Source organism: Polaromonas sp. P1_F1 (assembly GCF_056405795.1).
Window position 1 is genome coordinate 141324 of sequence record NZ_JBFUBJ010000007.1, and the last position, 20221, is coordinate 161544.

Consider the following 20221-nt stretch of genomic DNA (forward strand, 5'->3'; position numbering starts at 1 on the left):
GGCCTCCGAGCCTGCCTGCGCAGGCTCGGACGGGCGACAGAGGCGAAGCGTCTCGCGAGCTGCGGCCTGCAAGGCCTCGCGACCCACACGCAGTGGAGGAGCGTGGGGGCTCCACCCCTTACAAGGTCCTGTCACCCAGCGTGAAATAGAACGTGGCGCCTTGCCCGAGGGATGACTGGGCCCAGACCTTCCCGCCATGCCGTGCCACGATGCGGTGCACCGTGGCGAGGCCAATGCCGGTGCCGGCAAATTCCGACAGCGAATGCAGGCGCTGGAACGCGCCAAACAGCTTCTCCGCGTAGGCCATGTCGAAGCCGGCACCCTTGTCCTGGACAAAATACACCGTCTCCCCGTCTTCGCCGACCTCATGGCCGAAGGTGATTTCGGTGCGCTCCTGGTTGGCGCTGAATTTCCAGGCGTTGCCCAGCAGGTTGTCCAGCAACTGCATGAGCAGGCGCGGGTCACCCTGCCCCGTCAGGCCCGCTTCAACATGGAGCGCCACCGGCCTTTCGGGCTCGCGTTCACGGTAGCCGTCAAGGATGCCCTGGACCAGTGCGCTGAGGTCGACCGGCTCCCAACGCAGGCTTGAGCGCGACACCTGTGCCAGCGTCAACATCGCATCGATCAATTCCCCCATCTGCCCCACCCCGGCCCGTATGCGCGCCAGGTAATGCCGGCTGCGCTCCGACAGCGGTGTGCTGTCGGACTTGTTCATGGCACGCTGCAGCAGGTCGCTGAATCCGTCAATGGCACTTAGCGGGCTGCGCAGGTCATGGGATACGGAATAAGAAAATGCCTCCAGTTGTTTGTTGGCAAATTCGAGTTGCGCGGTGCGTTGCTGCACGCGCTCTTCCAGGCTGGCGTTGAGCCGCAATATCTCCTCGCGCGCACGCCTGCGTTCGCGGATATCGGTGTTGATGCCGAGCACCCCGTTAACCTTGCCTTCTTCGTCGCGCACCACCGTCCAGCGTGCTTCGATGGCCACCGTTGAGCCATCCCTGGCGCGCTGCTCCAGTTCACCGGTCCAGTCCCCTTCATTGGCCAGCGTGCGGGCCATGGCGCCCACAAGCACCTGGGGATCCTCGTACATGAACTCTTCCATCGATTTGCCCAGCACTTCTTCGGCTGTCCATCCGTAAAGGCGTTCGGCACCCTTGTTCCAGAAACGTATGGTCCGGTCCAGGTTGCGGACCATGATGGCGTCCTGGGCCCTGTCCAGCAGCGAAGCCTGTTCGTGCAGCTTGACTGCCGCCTGGCGTGCGGCCTCCTGGCTGCGCTGGCGCTCCAGGCGTTCACGCAGGCTGACGATGCCGAACGCCAGGTTGTCGGCAAGCTCCTGCAGAAGTTTGACCTCTTCAGCGGTGAACTGCTGCGGCTCAGCCGAATAAAGGCATAGCACGCCGAAACTGCTGGACCCTTCGCGCAAAGGCAGGCAAACCGCGCTCTGGTAGCCCCGCTTCATGGCATCGGCCTGCCAGTAAAAATGATTGTCGGCCCGGCTGATGTCGCTTTGCTGGGGCAGCCCGGTGCGAATGGCCTGGCCCGCGGGGCCCTGGCCCGTAACCTGGTCATCACGCCAGGTCAGGCGGATCACCGTCAGGTACCCGCCCTCGTTACCGGCGTGCACCATGGGCTGTATGGTGCGCGCTTCGTCGTTCTGTGCATACCCCACCCAGGCCATGCGGTAGCTGCCCACATCGACGGCGACACGACAGACTTCGGCCAACAGGGCCTCCTCGTCTTCAATCCGGTTGATGGCGATGCTGGACTGGCTCAGCATCTGCAGGGCCCGGTTGGTGTTTGCGAGCGCCAGGTCGGCAAGCTTGCGGTCGGTAATGTCGCGGGCGGTGCCCACCACACGCTCGAGGACACCCGACGCATCGAGCACCGGATAGGAGTGGTCGCGTATCCACCGGAGCTTGCCGTCCGCGGACAGGATGCGGTATTCGATGTCGGAGGATTCGCCAGTGCGGTTGCGCTTCCTGGCGAGCTTCAGCAAAGGCTGATCCTCCGGCAGCGCAGCGTCGGCATATGACAGGGGGTTGGCATACAGGCTCTCACGGCTGCGGCCCCACACCTTCTCATAGCCGGGGCTGATATAGAGAAGTTGGCCGGAGCGGGGATCCACGTTGTAAAAAACGTCGTTGATGTTTTCTGCAAGTTCACGAAAACGCGCTTCGCTGCTGACCAGCGCCGCCTCGGCGCGGGCACGTACCAGCGCAATACCGGCTAGCCGCGCCGCAGTGTCGATCAGTTCCAGATCTTGCGGTTGGGGTACACATGGATAGCGGTGGTAGATGGCAAATGTTGCCAGCGGCTCGCCGTCGGTCGAAACCACAGGGTGGGACCAGCAGGCGCGCAGGCCATGCGCGAGCAATATCTCCCGGTAGTCCTTCATCAGCGGGTCGAGCTGGGTGTCTTCCACCACGACCATCTCGTTGCGAAACGCCGCGGTACCGCAGGCACCCACCCCTTCACCTACCGGCAGGCCTTCAATGGCCTGGTTGTAGCTGTCCGGCAGGCTGGGCGCTGCACCCAGGCGCAGGTGTTGCCCGTCCAGCAGCAGGATCGAGCACAGGCTGTCCGGGGAACTCGTCTCAATTAATTGCACCACGGCCTCGAGCGAGCGCTGCAGGGGCGCGCTCCCGGCAATCAGCGCCAATACCTGTTCCTGCGCCAGGGCAAAATCCTCCGCGGCCTTGACCTTGGTAATGTCATTGAACACCGCGACGCCGCCCACCAGCGTGCCGGCGTCATCCTGCAAGGGCCGCGTGCTCATCCTGAGTACCCGGTCTTCGGCGCCGGGCCTGCGAAATACCAGGTCCCAGTTGTCGATACTGATGCCGCGCGTTGCGCGCGCCAGCGGCCGCTCCGACGCCGGCAAGGGGGTTTTTCCGTCGAGCGTCAGCAGCTCGTGGTCGCGGCGCCAGTCCTCGACCCGCACGCCGGGGCCTGGCGCTACGCCAAAGAGCTTGCGAGCCGTCGCGTTAAACACCAGGAAACGACCTTCGGTGTCCGCCGCGATTACACCTTCACTCATGCTGTTGAGAATGAGATCGAGCAAGGAGCGCTCCTTGTCCACGCGGCTGAGCACGGCATCAAGCTCCTCCTGGCGCGCCTGAAGGGAGCCAGCCATGCGATTGAAGGTCTGCCCAATGTCGCCAAGCTCCCCCTGGTACAACGGACCCAGCCTGACACGCGCCCCCAGATTGCCCTCTGCAACCTCATTGGCTTCTTTCAGGATCGCCTTGGCCGGGTTGACGATCAGGCGGTTGCCCATCCACCATGCACAGGCTGCACTTGCCACGGCCATGGCGAGCAAAGCCGCCAGCTCCGAAAGCAGGTTGTCGCGGCTTTCTGCGCCGATGATTTCCTGCGGGACACTGACTGCCACAAATAGCCCATCGCGGCCTTCGACGGAAACCGGCGCAAAAGCGTAGACCCGCTGGCTTCCCTGCGCATCAGGTGCATGCAGCACACCCAGGTGACGCGTTTGCACGCCCTGGCGCACGGCGGCGTCCGGGTGCTGTCGGCCCAGCCAGGAAGGTGCCTGCGGGGAAACGGCCAGCACCACGCCGTCCCGGTCAAGCACCGTCAGCCTTGCGCCCGACATCATGGAGGCGGCGGTCAAAGGCTCTGCGAGGGCCTTCAGGCCCAGGGAGGCAAAGGCCACGCCCCCCATGGCGCCGGAATCGGTGTGGATCGGTATGGCGAAGATCAGGCCCGGCAGGCCACTGCTGCGGCCAATGCCGTAGGTCCCAATGGCAAAACGCTGGCCGGTCATGATCTGCAGGAAAAATGGCCGGTCATCTTCCTGGATACTGCCGGCGGGAAGGCCCAGTGAGCTGCAGACCAGCCGGCCGTCCGGCGCAACAACGCCCACATGGGTGAACTCGGGGTGCTCCCGATGGATGTTTTTCAGCTGTTGCCCGCACAGTCCAGGCTCGTGGCTCTTGATATGAGGCGCACTGGCCAGGCCGTTGAGAAGCTCATGCACCTTGTCCACCGTGCGATGCTGGTGTGTGGCGAGCAGCGCGACCTGGGCCTGCAGGTCAACCTGTGCATGCTCCAGCGCAGTGCGGCGGCCTTGTTCGGCGTAATACGCGAGCAAGCCGAACAGCGGGAGCAGCGCGAGCAGCACCAGCAAAACCAGACGGGTACGCAGCCCCAGCCATCCCAGCATTCGTTACCTCGTGCCTTTCACTGCAATGCAGCGCCAAGCGCGCATCAGGTCACAGTGTGCGGAAGCCAGTGCCTTTTGTAAATGGGACTACTCCCTTACCTGCCTTTGTCAGCGAGTGAAACAGCGACTAGCGCATGGCTGCCCCGGTGTTCCCGGTCGGCCGCCAGCCGTGCACAGCCATTACGCGGTGCGCGCCTCTTTTCGTGCGATCAGGTCACCAACGACTGCGCTGCAGACTGCTTGAGTGCAGCGGTGAGCGCATCCAGCACTTCGGACTCCAGGTTCCAGCAATGCCAGTAGAGCTGGATGGGCAGGGTGTAGCTGGACGCCACGTTGACGAGCTGGCCTGTGTCAATCAGTCCTTGCGCCAGCAGGCGCGGCACCACGCTGACGCCCCAGCCCGCCAGCACAGCCCTGACCATGCCTTCCGATGACGGCACAAAGAGCTGGTTGAGGGTGACGCGCTTGAGCCCGAAAGCTTTGCCGACGAAATCGACCGGCAGCTCATCCTTGCGGTTGAACGCAATAAAAGGCACATCGCGAAAGTTGTATTGCGTCAAGGCGGGCGCGTTCTGTTTGCCGCCAGGGCCCTCGCCCAGGCCAAGCCGTTTTTGCGCAAAGCCCGGCGTAGCCACCGCGATGTACTGCATCGCGCCCAGCGGTTCCACCTTGCAGCCGCGCAGTGCCTGCTTGAGTGTGGTGACGCAGCCCAGCACCTGGCCTTCACGCAGCCACTCGTGGGTGAAGTTCTGGTCGTCGTGGATGATCTCCATGGGCAGGCCCTGCTGCGCCAGGTCGGTCAGCGCCGGCAGGGCCCAGGTGGCGATGCTGTCGGCATTGATGGCGATGGAAATGCGCTCTTCCTCACGCGCACCGCCAAGCGAGCTGGGCGCCAGCTCTTTCAGGTCGCGCTCAAGGTCGGCACGCAGCAGGCGCAGCATCTTGGTGTGTTTCAGCAACAGCTGGCCGGCTGAAGTAGGTTTGAGCGGCCTGCTGCGCACGATCAGCACGGTCCCGACCTGGGCCTCCAGTGCACGCAGGCGCTGCGACACAGCCGACTGCGTGATCGACAGGCGCTGGGCCGCCCGCTCAAAGCCGCCCTCTTCCACGATGGCTGCCAGGCATTCGAGCGCATCCGGATCAAAAGTGCTCATGCAGAGCCTCCTTTGTATTAGTTGTTCTGATGTTTTCACTGATAGTTTAATTTTTCTATTAATTGAAAGCAACATCCTTCACACTTGAAAGCTGTAAAGGGGCTTGTATGAAAGTAGTGGTTTTGGGAGCGGGAATCATCGGCGTCAGCACCGCCTGGCACCTGCTGGAGCGCGGCCATGAGGTGACTGTGGTGGACCGGCAGCCCGGAGCCGCCCTGGAAACCAGTTTTGGCAATGCCGCGCAGATTTCGGTCAGCTATTGCGAACCCTGGGCCAACAAGGACGCCCCCCTGAAGGCCCTGAAATGGATGTTTCGCAACGACGCCCCCCTGCTGTTCCGGCCACAATTGCCCTTCGGCGATGGCTGGCAGCAATGGCGCTGGGGCCTGCAGTTTCTGTCGCAATGCAACGACGCCGCGTTTGAGCGCAACGTGCAGCAGCTGGTGGCACTCGGCGCTTACAGCCATATCGCGCTCAAGGAGGTGGTCAGGACCACCGGCATTGAATACAACCGGCTGGAGCGCGGCATCGCGCACTACTACACCGACCGGAAGTCGTTCGATACCGCCGGTGAAGCGGCGGCGCTGATGCAGAAGTACGGCGTGGCGCGTCGCGTGGTGAGCACGGCCCAGTTGCTGGGCATAGAGCCGGCCTTCAAGTCATTTGCGCACCGCATCGTGGGAGGCACTTATACCGCCAGCGACGAAAGCGGCGACGCGCGCGTCTTCACCCAGGCGCTGGCACAGCGCTGCGCCGACAAGGGCGTACGCTTTCTCTACGAACACAATATCGAAGGACTGGAAAAGTCCGGTGGAGCGGTCCAGTCGGTCGCCGTCCGGGCACGCACCGTGCCGGGCAGCAGTGAGAGTCCCGTCATGAAACTCAAGGCCGACGAGATCGTGGTGGCTTGCGGTTCGTACACGGCGCCGCTGTTGCGCTCGGTGGGCGTTGACCTGCCGATCTATCCGGGCAAAGGCTACAGCGCCACCTTCAAGCTGCTCAAGCCGGAACTTGCGCCCTTCGTCAGCACCATTGACGACGAGGTCAAATGTGCCATGAGCCGCCTCGGCGATCACTTGCGCGTGGCCGGCACCATCGAAGTCGGTGGCTATGACCTTTCGCTGGACACCCCGCTGGCCAGGGCGCGCTGCAAAATGCTGGCCGACCGCATCGAAGAAGTGCTGCCAGGCGTGTGCGACACCCGCCTTGAAGCGCAGGGCGGTACACCGAATTTCTGGACCGGCCTGCGTCCCGCCACTCCCACCAACATTCCCTACATCGGCAAGACCAAAGTCGGCCGCCTGTGGGTGAATGCCGGGCACGGCACATTGGGCTGGACGCATGGCGCCGGGTCTGGCAAGGCCATGGCCGAGCTGATCTGCGGGGAGGTCCCGGCCATGGATTTCGGTTTTTACGGGCTGGCCCGCGCGCGCGGCCGCCTGGAGCCTGAAACCGCCTGATCCACGCCTGCCTGTTCAGGCCGCATGCTGGTCCAGCGTGCGTTGTGCGTGGTCGCGCAGCGCGGTGCGCAGCGCAGGCGGCTCCTGGATTTCGAAAGCAAATGGCAACCGCGAAAGCTGTCTGGCGAACCACGGGATGTGGTCGGTCTGGCTGTGCAGCAGCACGCCTTCGTCACTGGGCTGGAACACGCCAATGCTGTCGGGGAGTTCCATTTGCGCCGTCTGCAAATCGGTGTGCAGCAACAGGCGCACGGTGTTTGTGCGCGGCATGGTGGCCAGCCCCAGGACGAGATGCTGCGCTGCATTGAAATCTGCCGGCGGCGTGAACACCACATTGAGCGGCCGGACTTCCTGCACACGGTCCAGGCGGAATGAGCGCAGCGCCCCGCGCAGATGGCACCAGCCCACCACGTACCAGCGGCCGCGGCGAAATGCCAGGCCATAGGCGTCAAAGTCTCGCTCGGTGACATCGTCGTCGGCTGAACGGTACGCCATGTGCACACGCTGCCAGCCATGCGCTGCGGTGCTCAAGGCCAGCAACGCCGTGTTGTCGCCGGGGGCCACCGCATGGCGCATGTCGAGCGTCACTGTTTCACCGAGCGCTCGGACGCGGTTTTTCAGCTGGTACGGCATCACGCGCTCCAGCTTGGCCTGCGCGCTTTCCGCGGCAGGCGCTGCCTCAGCCAGCCCCAGGCCGCGCGCGGCAAGCAGGCCCAGCGACAGGGCCAGCGCTTCGTCGTCGGTGAACATCATCGGCGGCAGCTTGAAGCCGGCGATCAGGCTGTAGCACCCGTAGCGGCCACGCTCGGCCACCACCGGAATGCCCAGGTCTTCCAGCTTGGCGATGTAGCGGCGCAGGGTGCGGCCATCCACCTGCAGCCGCCGTGCCAGCTCGGCACCGCTCAGCCGGCCGTGGGACTGCAGCAGTTCCAGGACGGTGAGCACGCGCGTGGTGGGGGAGTACATGGTGAAAAAGTCTAACGCTTAATTAGGGCTGAAACAGCCCTATTACCTTTTTAGACTGGTTTTCACATATCCACTGCGGTGCCACATGCACTTCAAGCCATGACCACCACCCTGACTCACACACCGGAGCTTGCCGAGCTCACCGACGGGCGCCACGATTTCAATTTCATTACCGGGCGTTGGCTGGTCAGCAACAAGCGTCTGCGCCGGCGACTGGAGGGCTGTACCGACTGGGAAAGTTTCGAAGCCGTGCAGGACGGCGCGCTGCTGCTGGGCGGGCTCGGCAACATGAACGACCTCGTCACCGAAAACAAGGAAACCATCGGCATGGCCTTGCGGTTTTTCAATCCGCAAACGCGGTTGTGGAGCATTTACTGGGTCAGCCAGAACAACGGCTTGCTGCAGCCGCCGGTGACCGGCTCGTTTGCCGGCGGCATAGGCCGGTTTGAGGGAAACGACAGCCATGAAGGCCGGCCCGTGCGGGTTCGTTTCACCTGGTCCGGCATCACACCTACCTACGCCCGCTGGGAACAGGCCTTTTCGGAAGACGACGGCCGCCACTGGGAAACCAACTGGGTGATGAGCCTGTCACGCCCCGCTTACCACGCGGTACACCGCTAGAAAAAACAGGCTCGTTGATGGACCACTTCGCACACCTCTGGCTGTTTTTTCTCATGGTGCTGGGCATCATCATCCTGCCCGGCATGGACATGGCGTTCGTCATGGCCAGCTCATTGACCGGCGGGCGCAGGGCCGGCCTCTTCGCCGTGGCGGGCATTGTGGCGGGCGGTATTTGCCACGTCGTGGCAGGCGCGCTGGGGCTGGGCATCCTGCTGCAGCTGGTTCCGGGCATGGTCAATGTCATGCTGGTGGCGGGCAGCCTGTATATCGCCTGGATCGGGTGGTCACTGATGCGCAGCACGTCTGTTTTCGGCGCCTTGCCCGACATCGAGCCGCCGTCCCCGTGGCGCACCTTCCGGCAAGCCGCGCTCACCTGCCTGCTCAACCCGAAAGCCTACCTTTTCATGCTGGCCATCTTTCCGCAGTTTTTGCGGCTGGAATACGGCTCGCTCTGGGTTCAGGCTGTGGCGCTTGGATTGATCATCGCCATTACCCAAAGCGGCGTATACGGTTCGCTGGCGCTGGCTGCTGCGGGTACCCGGCGATGGCTGGCGGTGCGGCCGGGCGCCAGTGTTGCCATGGCGCGCGCCGTGGGTGCCGTGCTGATCGCCGGCGCATGCTTCACGGCATGGCAGGGCTGGCGGCAGTTTTAGGGTTGGCGCCCTCGGGCCATGCCGGCCCCTTGAGTTCCACGGTGTTGCCTTCGGGGTCGTTGAGATAAATCGAAGGCCCTTCGCCCTCGGCGCCATAGCGCGACTCCACCTTGCCTGCCTCAACCCCGTGGGCCGCCAGGTGACGATGAATCGCCTCTGCGTCGAAGGGCTCGACACGAAAGCAGACATGGTCGACGTTGCGGCCCTCCTTGCCTGGCGCCGCGCCGCCGGCCCGGCCCAGCGTGCCGTCCACCGGCACCAGGTCCACCAGCGAACGCCCGGCGCGCAGTTGCACCAGGCCGATTTCGTCCTGCCGGCGTTCCAGGCTGCAGCCCAGCACCTGCTGGTAGAAGCGCAGCATGCCCTGCAGGTCAATGACACGAAGAACGATGTGGTCGATGTCGCGAATGTGGATCATGGCGAGGAAGGCTCCAGTGAGGCTGCGCTTTATTCTGGCACGCCGTACCCAAACCCTGCACAAGCAAAGGCCTGCGGCAGCCAGTACCATGGCCGCCATGAATCCGAACCCCCGATTTCTTTTCCTCGCCACCTCCACACGCGAGCCCGGCGCATTGGGCAACACCGAGTGGCTGGCGCAGCAAGCCGCCGCCGCACTGCCGGCCGGCACGCCCCAGGCCTGGCATCACCTGTCCCGCATGCGGATGCCGCTGTTTGTCGATCAGCGCCACACCACGGGCCAGTACGCCATGCCGGAAGGCGACATGAAGATGCTGCTGGACGCCACGATGGACGCCACCGACATTGTGTTTGTGGCCCCGGTGTACTGGTACAGCATTCCGGCGCCGCTGAAGATTTACCTCGACCACTGGAGCGCCTGGATGCGCGTGCCCGGCCTGCCGTTCAAGGAAGAGATGGCGAAAAAAACCTTGTGGCTGATCACCACCAGCGGCGACCGCGCCAAAGCGCAGCCCATGGTGGACTCAATCAGGCTCTGCGCGCAGTTCATGGCCATGAACTACGGCGGCGAACTGTGGGGCAAAGGCGGGCCACCCGACGCCGTCAAAGCCGATGCCGCCGCCACGGCACAAGCCGCGACGTTCCTGGCCGCTTGAGCCGCGCGGGCTTCGCGCAGGCAAGGTGGCCGTTTCCTACAAACGCTGCCTTTTCGGGCTGACAGCCCTGCCGGGGGGCGGGGCCGACAGTAGGTGCCATGACATCTTCCAAATCCGCTGCCGCACGGCAAAACAACCTGGAGCAACCCGTCTCGGGCAAGGGCATGCCGGCGAAAACTCCGCGCGTCCAGAGCTCACGTCCTGAGCGGGCGGGTTCGTCCAAAGACACCTCTGTCGAAGCCAGCCTGGAACTGCCTCATGAGCGCGACCAGTCCGTTGACATGACGGGCGGGCAATCCAGTGCCGAAGTCGAACAAGCCGGGCGCGATCTGCGGCGGGGGTTGAAAGACACCAGCAAGGGCCCTGAAATGGGCCACGCCTACAAGAAGCTCAAGTCCTAGGGCAAGCCCAAACGGCCTCATGGCGGCCATGCCTCACCGGGGCAAATCGCTGCTTGCCGAATCGCCGACGTATCTACATCCCGGCCGACGTATCAGGCGGCAACTCCATTTGCTATTGTTTTAATAGCTGTCAGCGCACAATCCACCGGCATTGCAGGCTATATTCATTTAAACAACGATGCACTGAAGTGCATCTGCCTTCCGGCAGTGAGGCCTGAAACCTGCCCCCGGTCACGGCCAGCACTCACCCCACCGCGCATCACGGTGCCTGAATTTGATTTGAAATGATCAAAAATTTCGTTATCATGAATTGTTTTGTAAATTTATATACATCCAGTTCCACTCCCAATCCTGATGGCGACATTCCCTGGCAACCCTTCAATGGCGCAGCGTATTGGGCGTTTATTGCCAACGCTGACGCGCTCGCACCGGCAAATGGCCGACTATGTGCTGGCTCACCCTTTGCAAGCAGCTACCATGCCCATCGACGAGCTGGCCGCCACGCTCGGGGTTTCGGTGGCCACCGCCAACCGGTTCGCCCGGGCGCTGGAATTTGACGGCTACCCGCAGTTCCGCGCCGCGCTGGTGCTGGGGTTTGAAGCCACGCTGGCGCCGGTTGAAAAGCTGCGCAACAACCTTGAGCACCCCGCCACGGTGGCAGACGTGTTTGCATCCGCCCTGGTGCAAAGCCAGCGCAACATCGACCTGACACGGCAGTCGCTGGATGCCCAGAGCTGTGAGCAGGCCGTGGCGGCGATCCTGAAGGCACGGCGCATTTACATTGCCGGCTTTGGCAGCAGCAGCTGGCTGGGCGGGCTGCTGCAGCGCTCGCTGGACCCTTACTGCGACAACGTCCAGCTCCTGGCCAGCATGGAAAGCTCGTCCTACGGCGCGCGCGTGCTGGCACGCCTCAAGCCCGAAGACCTGCTGATCGCCATTGCCTACCCGCGCTATTTCGGCGACACCATTTTGCTGGCGCGCCGCGCGCGCGACGCTGGCGTGCCGGTGCTGGCGCTGACCGACCGCGTGACGTCGCCGCTGGCGCCGCTGGCCACCGTCGCGCTCTACGCCCATACCGAAAGCCAGTACTTCGCCAACTCCGAAGCCACCGTCCTGGCACTGATAGAGGCCTTGTGCAGCGCGGTCGCTCACCGCGCTAAAGGCTCGCTCAAAGCCGCAACCCAGCTGGCCGAGTCGGTGCTGCCCTGGCTGCACGGCAACCACGCCGACCGGCTGCGTCCCGATACCGATGCCGCAGCACCTGCCCCACGCAAACCCCGCGCCCAACCGAAACTGCCAAAGGCATCCAAGTGACACGGCCCAAGCCCCTTCCCCTTATCGCCATCCACGGCGGCGCCGGCACCATGAGCCGCAGCCATATCAGCGCAGAACAAAACGCGGCGTATCACGCTGCCCTGCGGGGCATCCTGCGGCCCGCGCAGCAACTGCTGGCCGGCGGCGGCAGCGCGCTGGACGCGGTCAGCCTGGCGGTCGACCTGCTTGAAGACTGCCCGCTCTTCAATGCCGGGCACGGCGCTGTCTTCACCCACGACGGGACCCATGAGCTGGACGCGGCGGTGATGGACGGCGCCACTTTGCGCGCCGGTGCGGTGGCCTGCGTGAGCCGTGTACGCCGACCGGTGCGCGCAGCGCGTGCCGTGATGGAGCGCAGCGAACATGTGCTGCTGGTTGCGGCCGGCGCCGAAGCCTTTGCCGAAGCGCAGGGGCTGGAGATGGTCTCGCCCGATTATTTTTCGACCGATGCACGCCGCGAGCAATTGCGGCGCGCGCTCGCCGCCGACACGGCGGTGCTGGATCACGATGGCGCGGCGCTGGTGTTCCGCTCGCCCGCAGCCGGCGCTGCGCCCCTGGACGAAGGCCGAAAATTCGGCACCGTGGGCGCCGTTGCCCTGGATGCGCAGGGCAACCTGGCAGCCGCCACCTCCACCGGCGGCATGACAAACAAGCGCGCCGGCCGGGTCGGCGACTCACCCCTGATAGGCGCCGGCACCTATGCGGACAACCGCACGGCCGCCATTTCCTGCACCGGCTCGGGCGAAATGTTCATTCGCACCGCAGCGGCCTATGACATCTGCGCGCGCATGGCCTATGCCGGCATGCCGCTGGATGCGGCCGCCCGGGAAGTGGTCATGAACGTGCTGCCGGCCATCGGCGGGCGGGGCGGCCTGATTGCCGTCGATGCACAGGGCAACCTGAGCCTTCCCTTCAACACCGAAGGCATGTACCGTGGCTGGGCCCGCGTGGGTGAGGCGCCGGTGAGCGCCATTTACGCAGGCGAAGCCGACGAAAGCGCCGCATGACCGCTTTGCCCGGACTACTGGATGACATGACGCGCGCCAGTACGGCGCCCGGCGCACAGGGCACGCCCACTGCCGGCCGCCAGCGCGTGATTGAAGTCAACGACCTCAGCGTGAGCTTTGCCAGCGAGCAGCGCACCGTGCATGCGGTGCGGCGCCTCAGCTTTCACGTCGACGCCGGGGAAACGCTCGCCATCGTGGGCGAATCAGGCTCCGGAAAATCGGTGTCATCGCTGGCCCTCATGCGCCTGGTGGAGCAAGGCGGTGGCCGCCTGGGCAGCGGCAGCATGTGGCTGACGCGCCGCAACGGCGAGCGCCTTGACCTGGCGCAGGCCTCGCAATCGCAGATGCGCAGCCTGCGCGGCGCCGACCTGGCCATGGTGTTCCAGGAGCCCATGACCTCGCTCAACCCGGTGTTCACGGTGGGCGAGCAGATCGCCGAATCGATACGCCTGCACCAGGGGCTTTCACGCAAGGCGGCGCTTGCCGAAGCGCTGCGCATGCTCAACCTGGTCCGCATCCCGGAAGCCAAAAACGTGCTGGGCCGCCATCCGCACCAGCTGTCGGGGGGAATGCGCCAGCGCGTGGTGATTGCGATGGCGCTGGCCTGCAAGCCCACGCTGCTGATCGCCGACGAACCCACCACGGCACTGGACGTGACCATCCAGGCGCAGATTCTCGCGCTGATCCAGCAGCTGCAGCGCGAACTGGCCATGGCGGTGATCTTCATCACCCACGACATGGGCGTGGTGGCCGAAATTGCCGACCGCGTGCTCGTGATGTACCGCGGCGACAAGGTCGAAGAAGGTGACTGCGCCAGCCTCTTTGTGAGGCCGCAACAACCCTACACCCAGGCCCTGCTGGCAGCGGTGCCCCGGCTGGGTGCCATGCACGGGCAGGACCTGCCAGCGCGCTTTGCGGTGCCGGGCGCGCCGCAGGGCAAAGATGACGAAGGCGGCCAGGCTTTCAGCGCCGCAAGCACCGTGCGCCACGACCTGCCGCCTGTCCTCAAGGTGCAGGACCTGGTCACACGCTTTCCGCTGGCGAGCGGCCTGCTCGGGCGCGTGCGCCGGCAGGTGTATGCGGTGGAGCAGCTCAGCTTCGAGCTCAAGGCCGGTGAAACGCTGTCGCTGGTGGGCGAATCAGGTTGCGGAAAATCCACCACGGGCCGCTCGCTGGCCCGGCTGCTGGAATTCAACAGCGGTCAGGTCGAGGTCGCGGGGCGCGACATCTCGGCGCTCAAGGGCCGGGCCCTGCAGGCCTTGCGCCGCGACATCCAGTTTGTGTTCCAGGACCCGTTTGCCTCGCTTGACCCGCGGCTGACGGTCGGCTATTCGGTCATGGAGCCCATGCTGATCCACAAGCTCGCCTCGCCCCAGGAGGCGCAGGAACGCGTGCGCTGGCTATTGGGCAAGGTGGGCTTGCCAGCCGAAGCGGCCCATCGCTACCCGCACGAATTCTCCGGCGGGCAACGCCAGCGCGTGGCGATTGCGCGGGCGCTGGCGCTCAACCCCAAGGTGGTGATCGCCGACGAGGCGGTGTCGGCGCTGGACGTGTCGATCCGCGCGCAGATCATCAACCTGATGCTGGACCTGCAGCAGGAATTCGGCGTCGCCTTCCTGTTTATCTCGCACGACATGGCGGTGGTCGAGCGCATCAGCCACCGCGTGGCCGTGATGTACCTGGGCCAGATCGTGGAAATCGGCCCGCGCCGCGCCGTGTTCGAAAACCCTCAGCACGCCTACACGCGTCGCCTGCTGGCGGCCGTGCCGGTTGCCGACCCGGCCAGCCGCGGCGGGATGCGCGAACTCATGGCCGACGAGATTCCCAGCCCCATACGCGCTGTGGGCGACGCGCCGCAAGTGGCGCCGCTGCACCAGGTGGCGCCGGGGCATTTCGTGGCACGGCATTCGGTAGGAGGCCCTTATTGACCACCACTCGCCTTTCGCATTGTCTTTCCGTCTCCCGTGTTTGCCTCTCGTTTCGCCTCAAGGAGTTTTTTCATGAAGAATCGTCTTTCCACCCTCACAGCCGCGCTGGTTGGCCTGATCGGCCTGGCAGGTCTCACCACCGCGCCGGCCCATGCCGCCAAAGATGTGGTCGTGGCCGTCCAGTCCAATTTCACAAGCACCGATCCGTATGACTCCAACGACACGCTGTCGCAGGCCGTAGCCAAATCCTTCTATCAGGGTCTGTATGGTTTCGACAAGGAGATGAAGATGGTGCCGGTGCTGGCCGACAGCCACACGGTGAGCAAGGACGGGCTGGTCTACACCTTCAAGCTCAAGTCCGGCATCAAGTTTCATGACGGCACGCCTTTCAATGCCGAAGCCGTGAAAGTCACTTTCGAACGCGTGACCAACCCCGACAACAAGCTCAAGCGCTACAACCTCTACAAGAACATCGCCAAGATCGAGGCCGTGGACGCCACCACCGTGCGCTTTACGCTCAGGGAGCCGTTCTCGCCCTTCATCAACACGCTGGCCCACCCTTCCGGCGTGATCATTTCGCCCGCGGCACTGGCCAAGTACGGCAGCAAGGGCATCGCGCAGAACCCCGTAGGCACGGGCCCCTTCAAGTTCGTCGAATGGAAGGCCACCGACTACCTGAAAGTTGCCAAGTGGGAAGGCTACTGGAAGAAGGGCTACCCCAAGGTGGACAGCATCACCTGGCGCCCGGTGGTCGACAACAACACGCGTGCGGCCATGATGCAGACCAACGAGGCGCATTTCGCCTTCCCGATGCCGCCCGAGACGGTGGACAGCCTGTCGAAGAAGCCGAGCCTGGAAGTGACGAGCGCGCCGTCCATCATCCACCGCTACCTCTCGATGAACACGCTGCAAAAGCCTTTCGACAACCCGAAGGTGCGTGAAGCCATCAACTACGCCATCAACAAGGAGGCGCTGGTCAAGGTGGTGTTCTCGGGCTACGCGATTCCTGCCGAAGGCGTGGTGCCGCACGGCGTGGAATACGCCGCCAAGCTGGGCCCCTGGCCTTACAACCCGGCCAAGGCGCGCGAGCTGCTGAAGGAAGCCGGCTACCCCAACGGTTTTGAAAGCACTCTGTGGTCGGCCTACAACTACACCACCGCTCAGAAGGTGATCCAGTTCGTGCAGCAGCAACTGGCCCAGGTCGGCGTCAAGGTGCAGGTGCAGGCGCTGGAAGCCGGCCAGCGCGTGGAGCGCGTGGAAAGCGCACAGGACCCTGCCACGGCGCCGGTGCGCATGTACTACGTGGGCTGGTCGTCATCCACCGGCGAAGCCGACTGGGCCCTGCGCCCGCTGCTGGCTTCCGAGTCCCTGCCGCCCAAGATGTTCAACACCGCCTACTACAAGAACGCTGAAGTAGACGCCGACATCGCCAAGGCGCTGGTCACCACCAGCGGTGCCGAGAAGGCCAAGCTGTACACCGACGCCCAGCAGCGCATCTGGAAAGACGCCCCCTGGGCATTCCTGGTGACCGAGAAATTGCTGTCGGTGCGTGCGCGCAATCTGGCAGGCTTCTACGTCATCCCGGACGGCAGCTTCAACTTCGACGACGTGGAACTGAAGTAATCCCGGCAGCAGCAACAGCAATCTGAAGAAACCCGCTCCCGCATGACCTACTACCTTCTCAAGCGCCTGCTGGGCCTGCTGCCGACGCTGCTGATCGTGGCCGTGCTGGTGTTCCTGTTTGTGCACCTGCTGCCCGGCGACCCGGCACGCCTGGCCGCCGGGCCCGACGCCGGCCCCGAAACCGTGGAGCTGGTGCGCCGCGACCTGGGGCTGGACCTGCCGATGCCGCAGCAGTTCGTGCGCTTTTTCAGCCATGCGCTGCAGGGCGACTTCGGCCTGTCCATCCGCACCAAACGGCCCGTGGCGACTGAGATCTCGGAGCGCTTCGCGCCCACCTTCTGGCTCACCATCGCAGCCATGGGCTGGTCGGTGCTGCTGGGGCTGGTGCTGGGCATGGTGTCGGCGGTGTGGCGCAACCGCTGGCCCGACCGGCTGGGCATGTCGCTGGCAGTCTCGGGCATCTCGTTTCCCTCGTTCGCACTGGGCATGCTGCTCATGCAACTCTTTTCGGTGCAGCTGGGCTGGCTGCCCACCGTCGGGGCCGATTCGTGGCGGCACTACATCCTGCCGTCCCTCACGCTGGGCGCGGGCGTGGCAGCCGTGATGGCGCGTTTCACGCGCAGCTCCTTCATCGACATCCTCAAGGAAGACTACGTGCGCACGGCGCGCGCCAAGGGCTTGTCCGAAACCGTGGTGGTGGTGAAACACGCGCTGCGCAACGCACTGATCCCGGTGGTCACCATGATGGGCCTGCAGTTCGGCTTCCTGCTGGGCGGCTCCATCGTCGTCGAGGTCGTCTTCAACTGGCCCGGCATGGGCCGGCTGCTGGTGGACGCGGTGGAGATGCGGGACTACCCCGTAATCCAGGCGCTGGTGCTGCTGTTCTCGCTCGAATTCATCCTGATCAACCTGGTGGTGGACATGCTCTACGCCATCATCAACCCGACCATCCGCTTCAAGTGACTACCCCCGAACACCCACACGCTGCCATCGCAGGTGAGCCGTTGCCTGCGGAAAGCGCGCATCCCGCCATGGAGCAGCCCGGCGCAGAAACCGGCGTGCCCTTGACGGCCCTTGCCGTACGCACGCCTGCCTCCGAGTTCTGGCGGAAATTCAAGAACCAGCGCGTGGCCCTGGTGGCCAGCGGCTTCGTGCTGCTGCTGGTGCTGGTGGCCGTGTTCGCACCATGGCTGACACCTTTTGATGCGGAGAACTTCTTTGACTACGACGCGCTGAACACGCCGCCATCAGCCAAGCACTGGTTCGGCGTGGATGCGCTGGGGCGCGACATCTTCAGCCGCATCCTGATGGGCTCGCGCATCTCCCTGGCAGCGGGCCTGGTCTCGGTGGCCGTAGGCGCCGTGATCGGCACGCTGCTGGGCCTGCTGGCGGGCTATTACGAAGGCTGGTGGGACCGCATCGTGATGCGCATGTCCGACGTGCTGTTTGCCTTTCCCGGCATTTTGCTGGCCATCGGGATCGTCGCGATCCTGGGCAACGGCATGGTCAACGTGATCATGGCCGTGGCTGTGTTCAGCGTGCCGGCGTTTGCGCGCCTGGTGCGCGGCAATGTGCTTTCGCTCAAACACCAGACCTACATCGAGGCGGTGCGCTCCATAGGCGCTCCCGACTCGGTCATCATGCTGCGCCATCTGCTGCCGGGCACGGTGTCTTCGGTAGTGGTGTACCTCACCATGCGCATAGGCACCTCCATCATCACGGCGGCCAGCCTGTCTTTCCTGGGCCTGGGCGCACAGCCGCCCACCCCGGAATGGGGCGCCATGCTCAACGAGGCGCGCGCTGACATGCTGAACGCGCCGCACATCGCGCTGTTTCCCAGCCTGGCCATTTTCCTGACCGTGCTGGCCTTTAACCTGCTGGGTGACGGCCTGCGCGATGCGCTGGACCCCAAGCTTGACCGCCAGTAGCCGGGGCAAGGCCGCGTCGTGACACCCCGCCATCTGCTGCCCCACATCGGCAGCCTGCCGCACGGGCAGCGCAACGCCGTTACCGACGTCGCCGGTGTGACCGTGGGCCACTGCACGCTGGACTCGAACGAGCTGCAAACGGGCGTGACGGTGGTGCGCCCCCATGCCGGTGACCTGTTCCGAGACCGGGTCCCGGCCGCGGCTGTCGTGCTCAATGGTTTCGGCAAGAGCGTAGGCCTGATGCAGGTCGAGGAACTCGGCGTGCTGGAGACGCCGATTGCGCTCACCAACACCTTTTCGGCTGCCGCCGTGGCCACAGCGCAGATCCAACAGTGCGTTGCGGCCAACCCCGAAACGGGGCGCGGCCTGCCCACGGTCAACCCGCTGGTGTTTGAATGCAACGACGGCTTTCTCAACGACATCCAGCGCATGGCTGTCACCGGGCAGCACTACCTGCAGGCCTGCGAACAGGCAGGTGTGGAGGTGGAGGAAGGTTCGGTCGGCGCCGGTCGCGGCATGTCGAGCTTCGGTCTCAAGGGCGGCATAGGCACGGCTTCGCGCCGCGTGGCGACACCTGGGGACAGCGAGCACACCGTAGGCGCATTGGTGCTGGCCAACTACGGCCAGCTGCCGCAACTGGTCCTGGCAGGCCAGGCTCTGGGTTCCAGGCTGGCGGCACATCGCATGCACGCGGCAGAGCCGGAAAAAGGCTCCATCATCCTGCTGATCGCTACCGACGCCCCCCTTGACGCACGCCAGCTGCGCCGGCTGGCATTGCGCGCCGGCGCCGGCCTGGCCCGCACCGGCTCGGTATTCGGCCACGGCAGCGGCGATATCGCGCTGGCGTTTTCCACCGCCTACACCGTGCCGCAGCAAACTGCCAGGCCCATGCCGGCCGTGGCGATGCTGCATGACGGCCTGATTGACCCGCTGTTCCAGGCCGTTGCCGACAGCACCGAGCAAGCCATCATCCACGCCCTGTGGCAGGCCCGCGCCGTCACCGGCCGCGACGGCCATCATCGCAACGCGCTGCACGACTTGCTGCCCGGCTGGCCCTCCTCATCCTCCTTTCCATCTTCACCGGATTCCCCATGAAAGTCCTGATTTCCACCGACATCGAAGGCGTTGCCGGCGTTTTTCACCACGAACAGGTGCGCGCCGGCAACCCCGAGTACGAACGCGCCCGCCTGCTGATGACGCACGAGGCCAACGCCGCCATCGCCGGCGCCTTCGATGCAGGCGCCACCGAGGTGCTGGTCAACGATTCACACGGAAGTTTTCGCAACATGCCGCCCGACCTGCTGGACGCACGCGCCCAGGCCGTCATGGGCAAGCCGCGCTACCTGAGCATGATGGCCGGCGTCGACGACGGCGTGAACGCGGTCTGCATGATCGGCTACCACTCGCGCGCGCAAGGCCGCGGCATTCTGGCGCACACCATCAACAGCTTTGCCTTTGCACGCGTGTACTTCAACGGCCTTGAACTGGGCGAAGCCGGAATTTACGGCGCGCTGGCCGGCGAGTACGGCGTACCGGTGGTGATGGCCAGCGGCGACGATGTGTTCATCGAAGAACACCGTCCGCTGTTTCCGCACGCCACCTTTGTGCAAACCAAGCGGGCCACCGGCCAGACCAGCGGCATCAGCCTTTCCCCGGCCCAGGCCTGCGGCGCCATCCGCGCCGGCGTGGCCGCTGCGCTGGTGCAGCACGGTTCAGCCCGCCCCTATGTGCTGCCAGGCCCCATCGCCGTGCGCATCCAGACCCAGTCGCCGGCCCTGGCCGACCTGTTTTGCCAATGGCCGGCCCTGCGGCGGCTGGACGGTAACGAAGTCGGCTTTGACGCACCCACCGTGGAAGCCGCGGTGCGCATGGTCAACAGCCTGTCGGCCATGTCGAGCATGCTGCGCTAG

General features: G+C 64.7%; 17 protein-coding genes. 13 read left to right on the plus strand and 4 right to left on the minus strand.

Annotation, left to right across the window (positions count from 1 at the left end; all coding sequences use genetic code 11):
- Positions 1 to 118 precede the first annotated feature (118 nt).
- On the minus strand, positions 119 to 4183 hold the full coding sequence (locus tag AC1DZE_RS18425) for a PAS domain S-box protein (RefSeq protein WP_477672671.1): 4065 nt from the start codon (positions 4181 to 4183) through the stop codon (positions 119 to 121).
- A 209-nt stretch (positions 4184 to 4392) separates the two neighbouring features.
- Complete coding sequence (locus AC1DZE_RS18430) at positions 4393 to 5337, minus strand: LysR family transcriptional regulator ArgP (RefSeq protein WP_477670326.1); 945 nt, start codon at positions 5335 to 5337, stop codon at positions 4393 to 4395.
- A 107-nt stretch (positions 5338 to 5444) separates the two neighbouring features.
- On the opposite strand from AC1DZE_RS18430, the gene AC1DZE_RS18435 reads away from it, so the two are divergent.
- Complete coding sequence (locus tag AC1DZE_RS18435; RefSeq protein ID WP_477700406.1) at positions 5445 to 6797, plus strand: D-amino acid dehydrogenase; 1353 nt, start codon at positions 5445 to 5447, stop codon at positions 6795 to 6797.
- 15 nt (positions 6798 to 6812) lie between these two features.
- Here AC1DZE_RS18435 and AC1DZE_RS18440 read toward each other — a convergent pair whose 3' ends face one another.
- Positions 6813 to 7763 (minus strand): helix-turn-helix transcriptional regulator, encoded by a 951-nt coding sequence (locus tag AC1DZE_RS18440; protein WP_477670328.1) that lies wholly within the window; start codon positions 7761 to 7763, stop codon positions 6813 to 6815.
- A 99-nt stretch (positions 7764 to 7862) separates the two neighbouring features.
- On the opposite strand from AC1DZE_RS18440, the gene AC1DZE_RS18445 reads away from it, so the two are divergent.
- On the plus strand, positions 7863 to 8384 hold the full coding sequence (locus AC1DZE_RS18445) for a hypothetical protein (protein ID WP_477700407.1): 522 nt from the start codon (positions 7863 to 7865) through the stop codon (positions 8382 to 8384).
- 17 nt (positions 8385 to 8401) lie between these two features.
- Positions 8402 to 9037, plus strand: coding sequence for a LysE family translocator (locus AC1DZE_RS18450; protein WP_477670330.1), 636 nt, complete (start codon positions 8402 to 8404; stop codon positions 9035 to 9037).
- Here the strand turns inward: AC1DZE_RS18450 and AC1DZE_RS18455 are convergent.
- Positions 9006 to 9455 carry a VOC family protein gene (locus AC1DZE_RS18455; protein ID WP_477670331.1) on the minus strand — a complete coding sequence of 150 codons (450 nt, stop codon included), beginning with the start codon at positions 9453 to 9455 and terminating at the stop codon, positions 9006 to 9008. The genes AC1DZE_RS18450 and AC1DZE_RS18455 overlap by 32 nt on opposite strands.
- A gap of 88 nt (positions 9456 to 9543) precedes the next feature.
- On the opposite strand from AC1DZE_RS18455, the gene AC1DZE_RS18460 reads away from it, so the two are divergent.
- The 10 genes from AC1DZE_RS18460 (at position 9544) to AC1DZE_RS18505 (ending at position 20221) form a co-directional block, all read left to right on the plus strand.
- Positions 9544 to 10110: a flavodoxin family protein gene (locus AC1DZE_RS18460; RefSeq protein ID WP_477670332.1), complete on the plus strand. Its 567-nt coding sequence runs from the start codon at positions 9544 to 9546 to the stop codon at positions 10108 to 10110.
- Between the two features lie 98 nt (positions 10111 to 10208).
- On the plus strand, positions 10209 to 10511 hold the full coding sequence (locus AC1DZE_RS18465; RefSeq protein WP_477670333.1) for a hypothetical protein: 303 nt from the start codon (positions 10209 to 10211) through the stop codon (positions 10509 to 10511).
- 354 nt (positions 10512 to 10865) lie between these two features.
- A complete protein-coding gene (locus tag AC1DZE_RS18470) occupies positions 10866 to 11825 on the plus strand; it encodes a MurR/RpiR family transcriptional regulator (protein WP_477670334.1) in 960 nt (319 codons plus the stop codon).
- On the plus strand, positions 11822 to 12832 hold the full coding sequence (locus AC1DZE_RS18475; protein ID WP_477670335.1) for an isoaspartyl peptidase/L-asparaginase family protein: 1011 nt from the start codon (positions 11822 to 11824) through the stop codon (positions 12830 to 12832). Before AC1DZE_RS18470 ends, AC1DZE_RS18475 begins: the two co-directional genes overlap by 4 nt.
- A gap of 26 nt (positions 12833 to 12858) precedes the next feature.
- Entirely contained in the window at positions 12859 to 14760 is a 1902-nt protein-coding gene (locus AC1DZE_RS18480; RefSeq protein WP_477670741.1) for a dipeptide ABC transporter ATP-binding protein, read from the plus strand.
- Positions 14761 to 14832: 72 nt separating this feature from the next.
- On the plus strand, positions 14833 to 16383 hold the full coding sequence (gsiB, locus tag AC1DZE_RS18485; protein WP_477670336.1) for a glutathione ABC transporter substrate-binding protein GsiB: 1551 nt from the start codon (positions 14833 to 14835) through the stop codon (positions 16381 to 16383).
- Positions 16384 to 16425: 42 nt separating this feature from the next.
- Positions 16426 to 17346: a glutathione ABC transporter permease GsiC gene (gene gsiC / locus AC1DZE_RS18490; RefSeq protein ID WP_477670337.1), complete on the plus strand. Its 921-nt coding sequence runs from the start codon at positions 16426 to 16428 to the stop codon at positions 17344 to 17346.
- Between the two features lie 68 nt (positions 17347 to 17414).
- Positions 17415 to 18311 (plus strand): glutathione ABC transporter permease GsiD, encoded by an 897-nt coding sequence (gene gsiD / locus AC1DZE_RS18495; RefSeq protein ID WP_477670742.1) that lies wholly within the window; start codon positions 17415 to 17417, stop codon positions 18309 to 18311.
- Between the two features lie 18 nt (positions 18312 to 18329).
- Entirely contained in the window at positions 18330 to 19406 is a 1077-nt protein-coding gene (locus AC1DZE_RS18500) for a DmpA family aminopeptidase (RefSeq protein WP_477671772.1), read from the plus strand.
- Positions 19403 to 20221: a M55 family metallopeptidase gene (locus tag AC1DZE_RS18505; protein WP_477670339.1), complete on the plus strand. Its 819-nt coding sequence runs from the start codon at positions 19403 to 19405 to the stop codon at positions 20219 to 20221. Before AC1DZE_RS18500 ends, AC1DZE_RS18505 begins: the two co-directional genes overlap by 4 nt.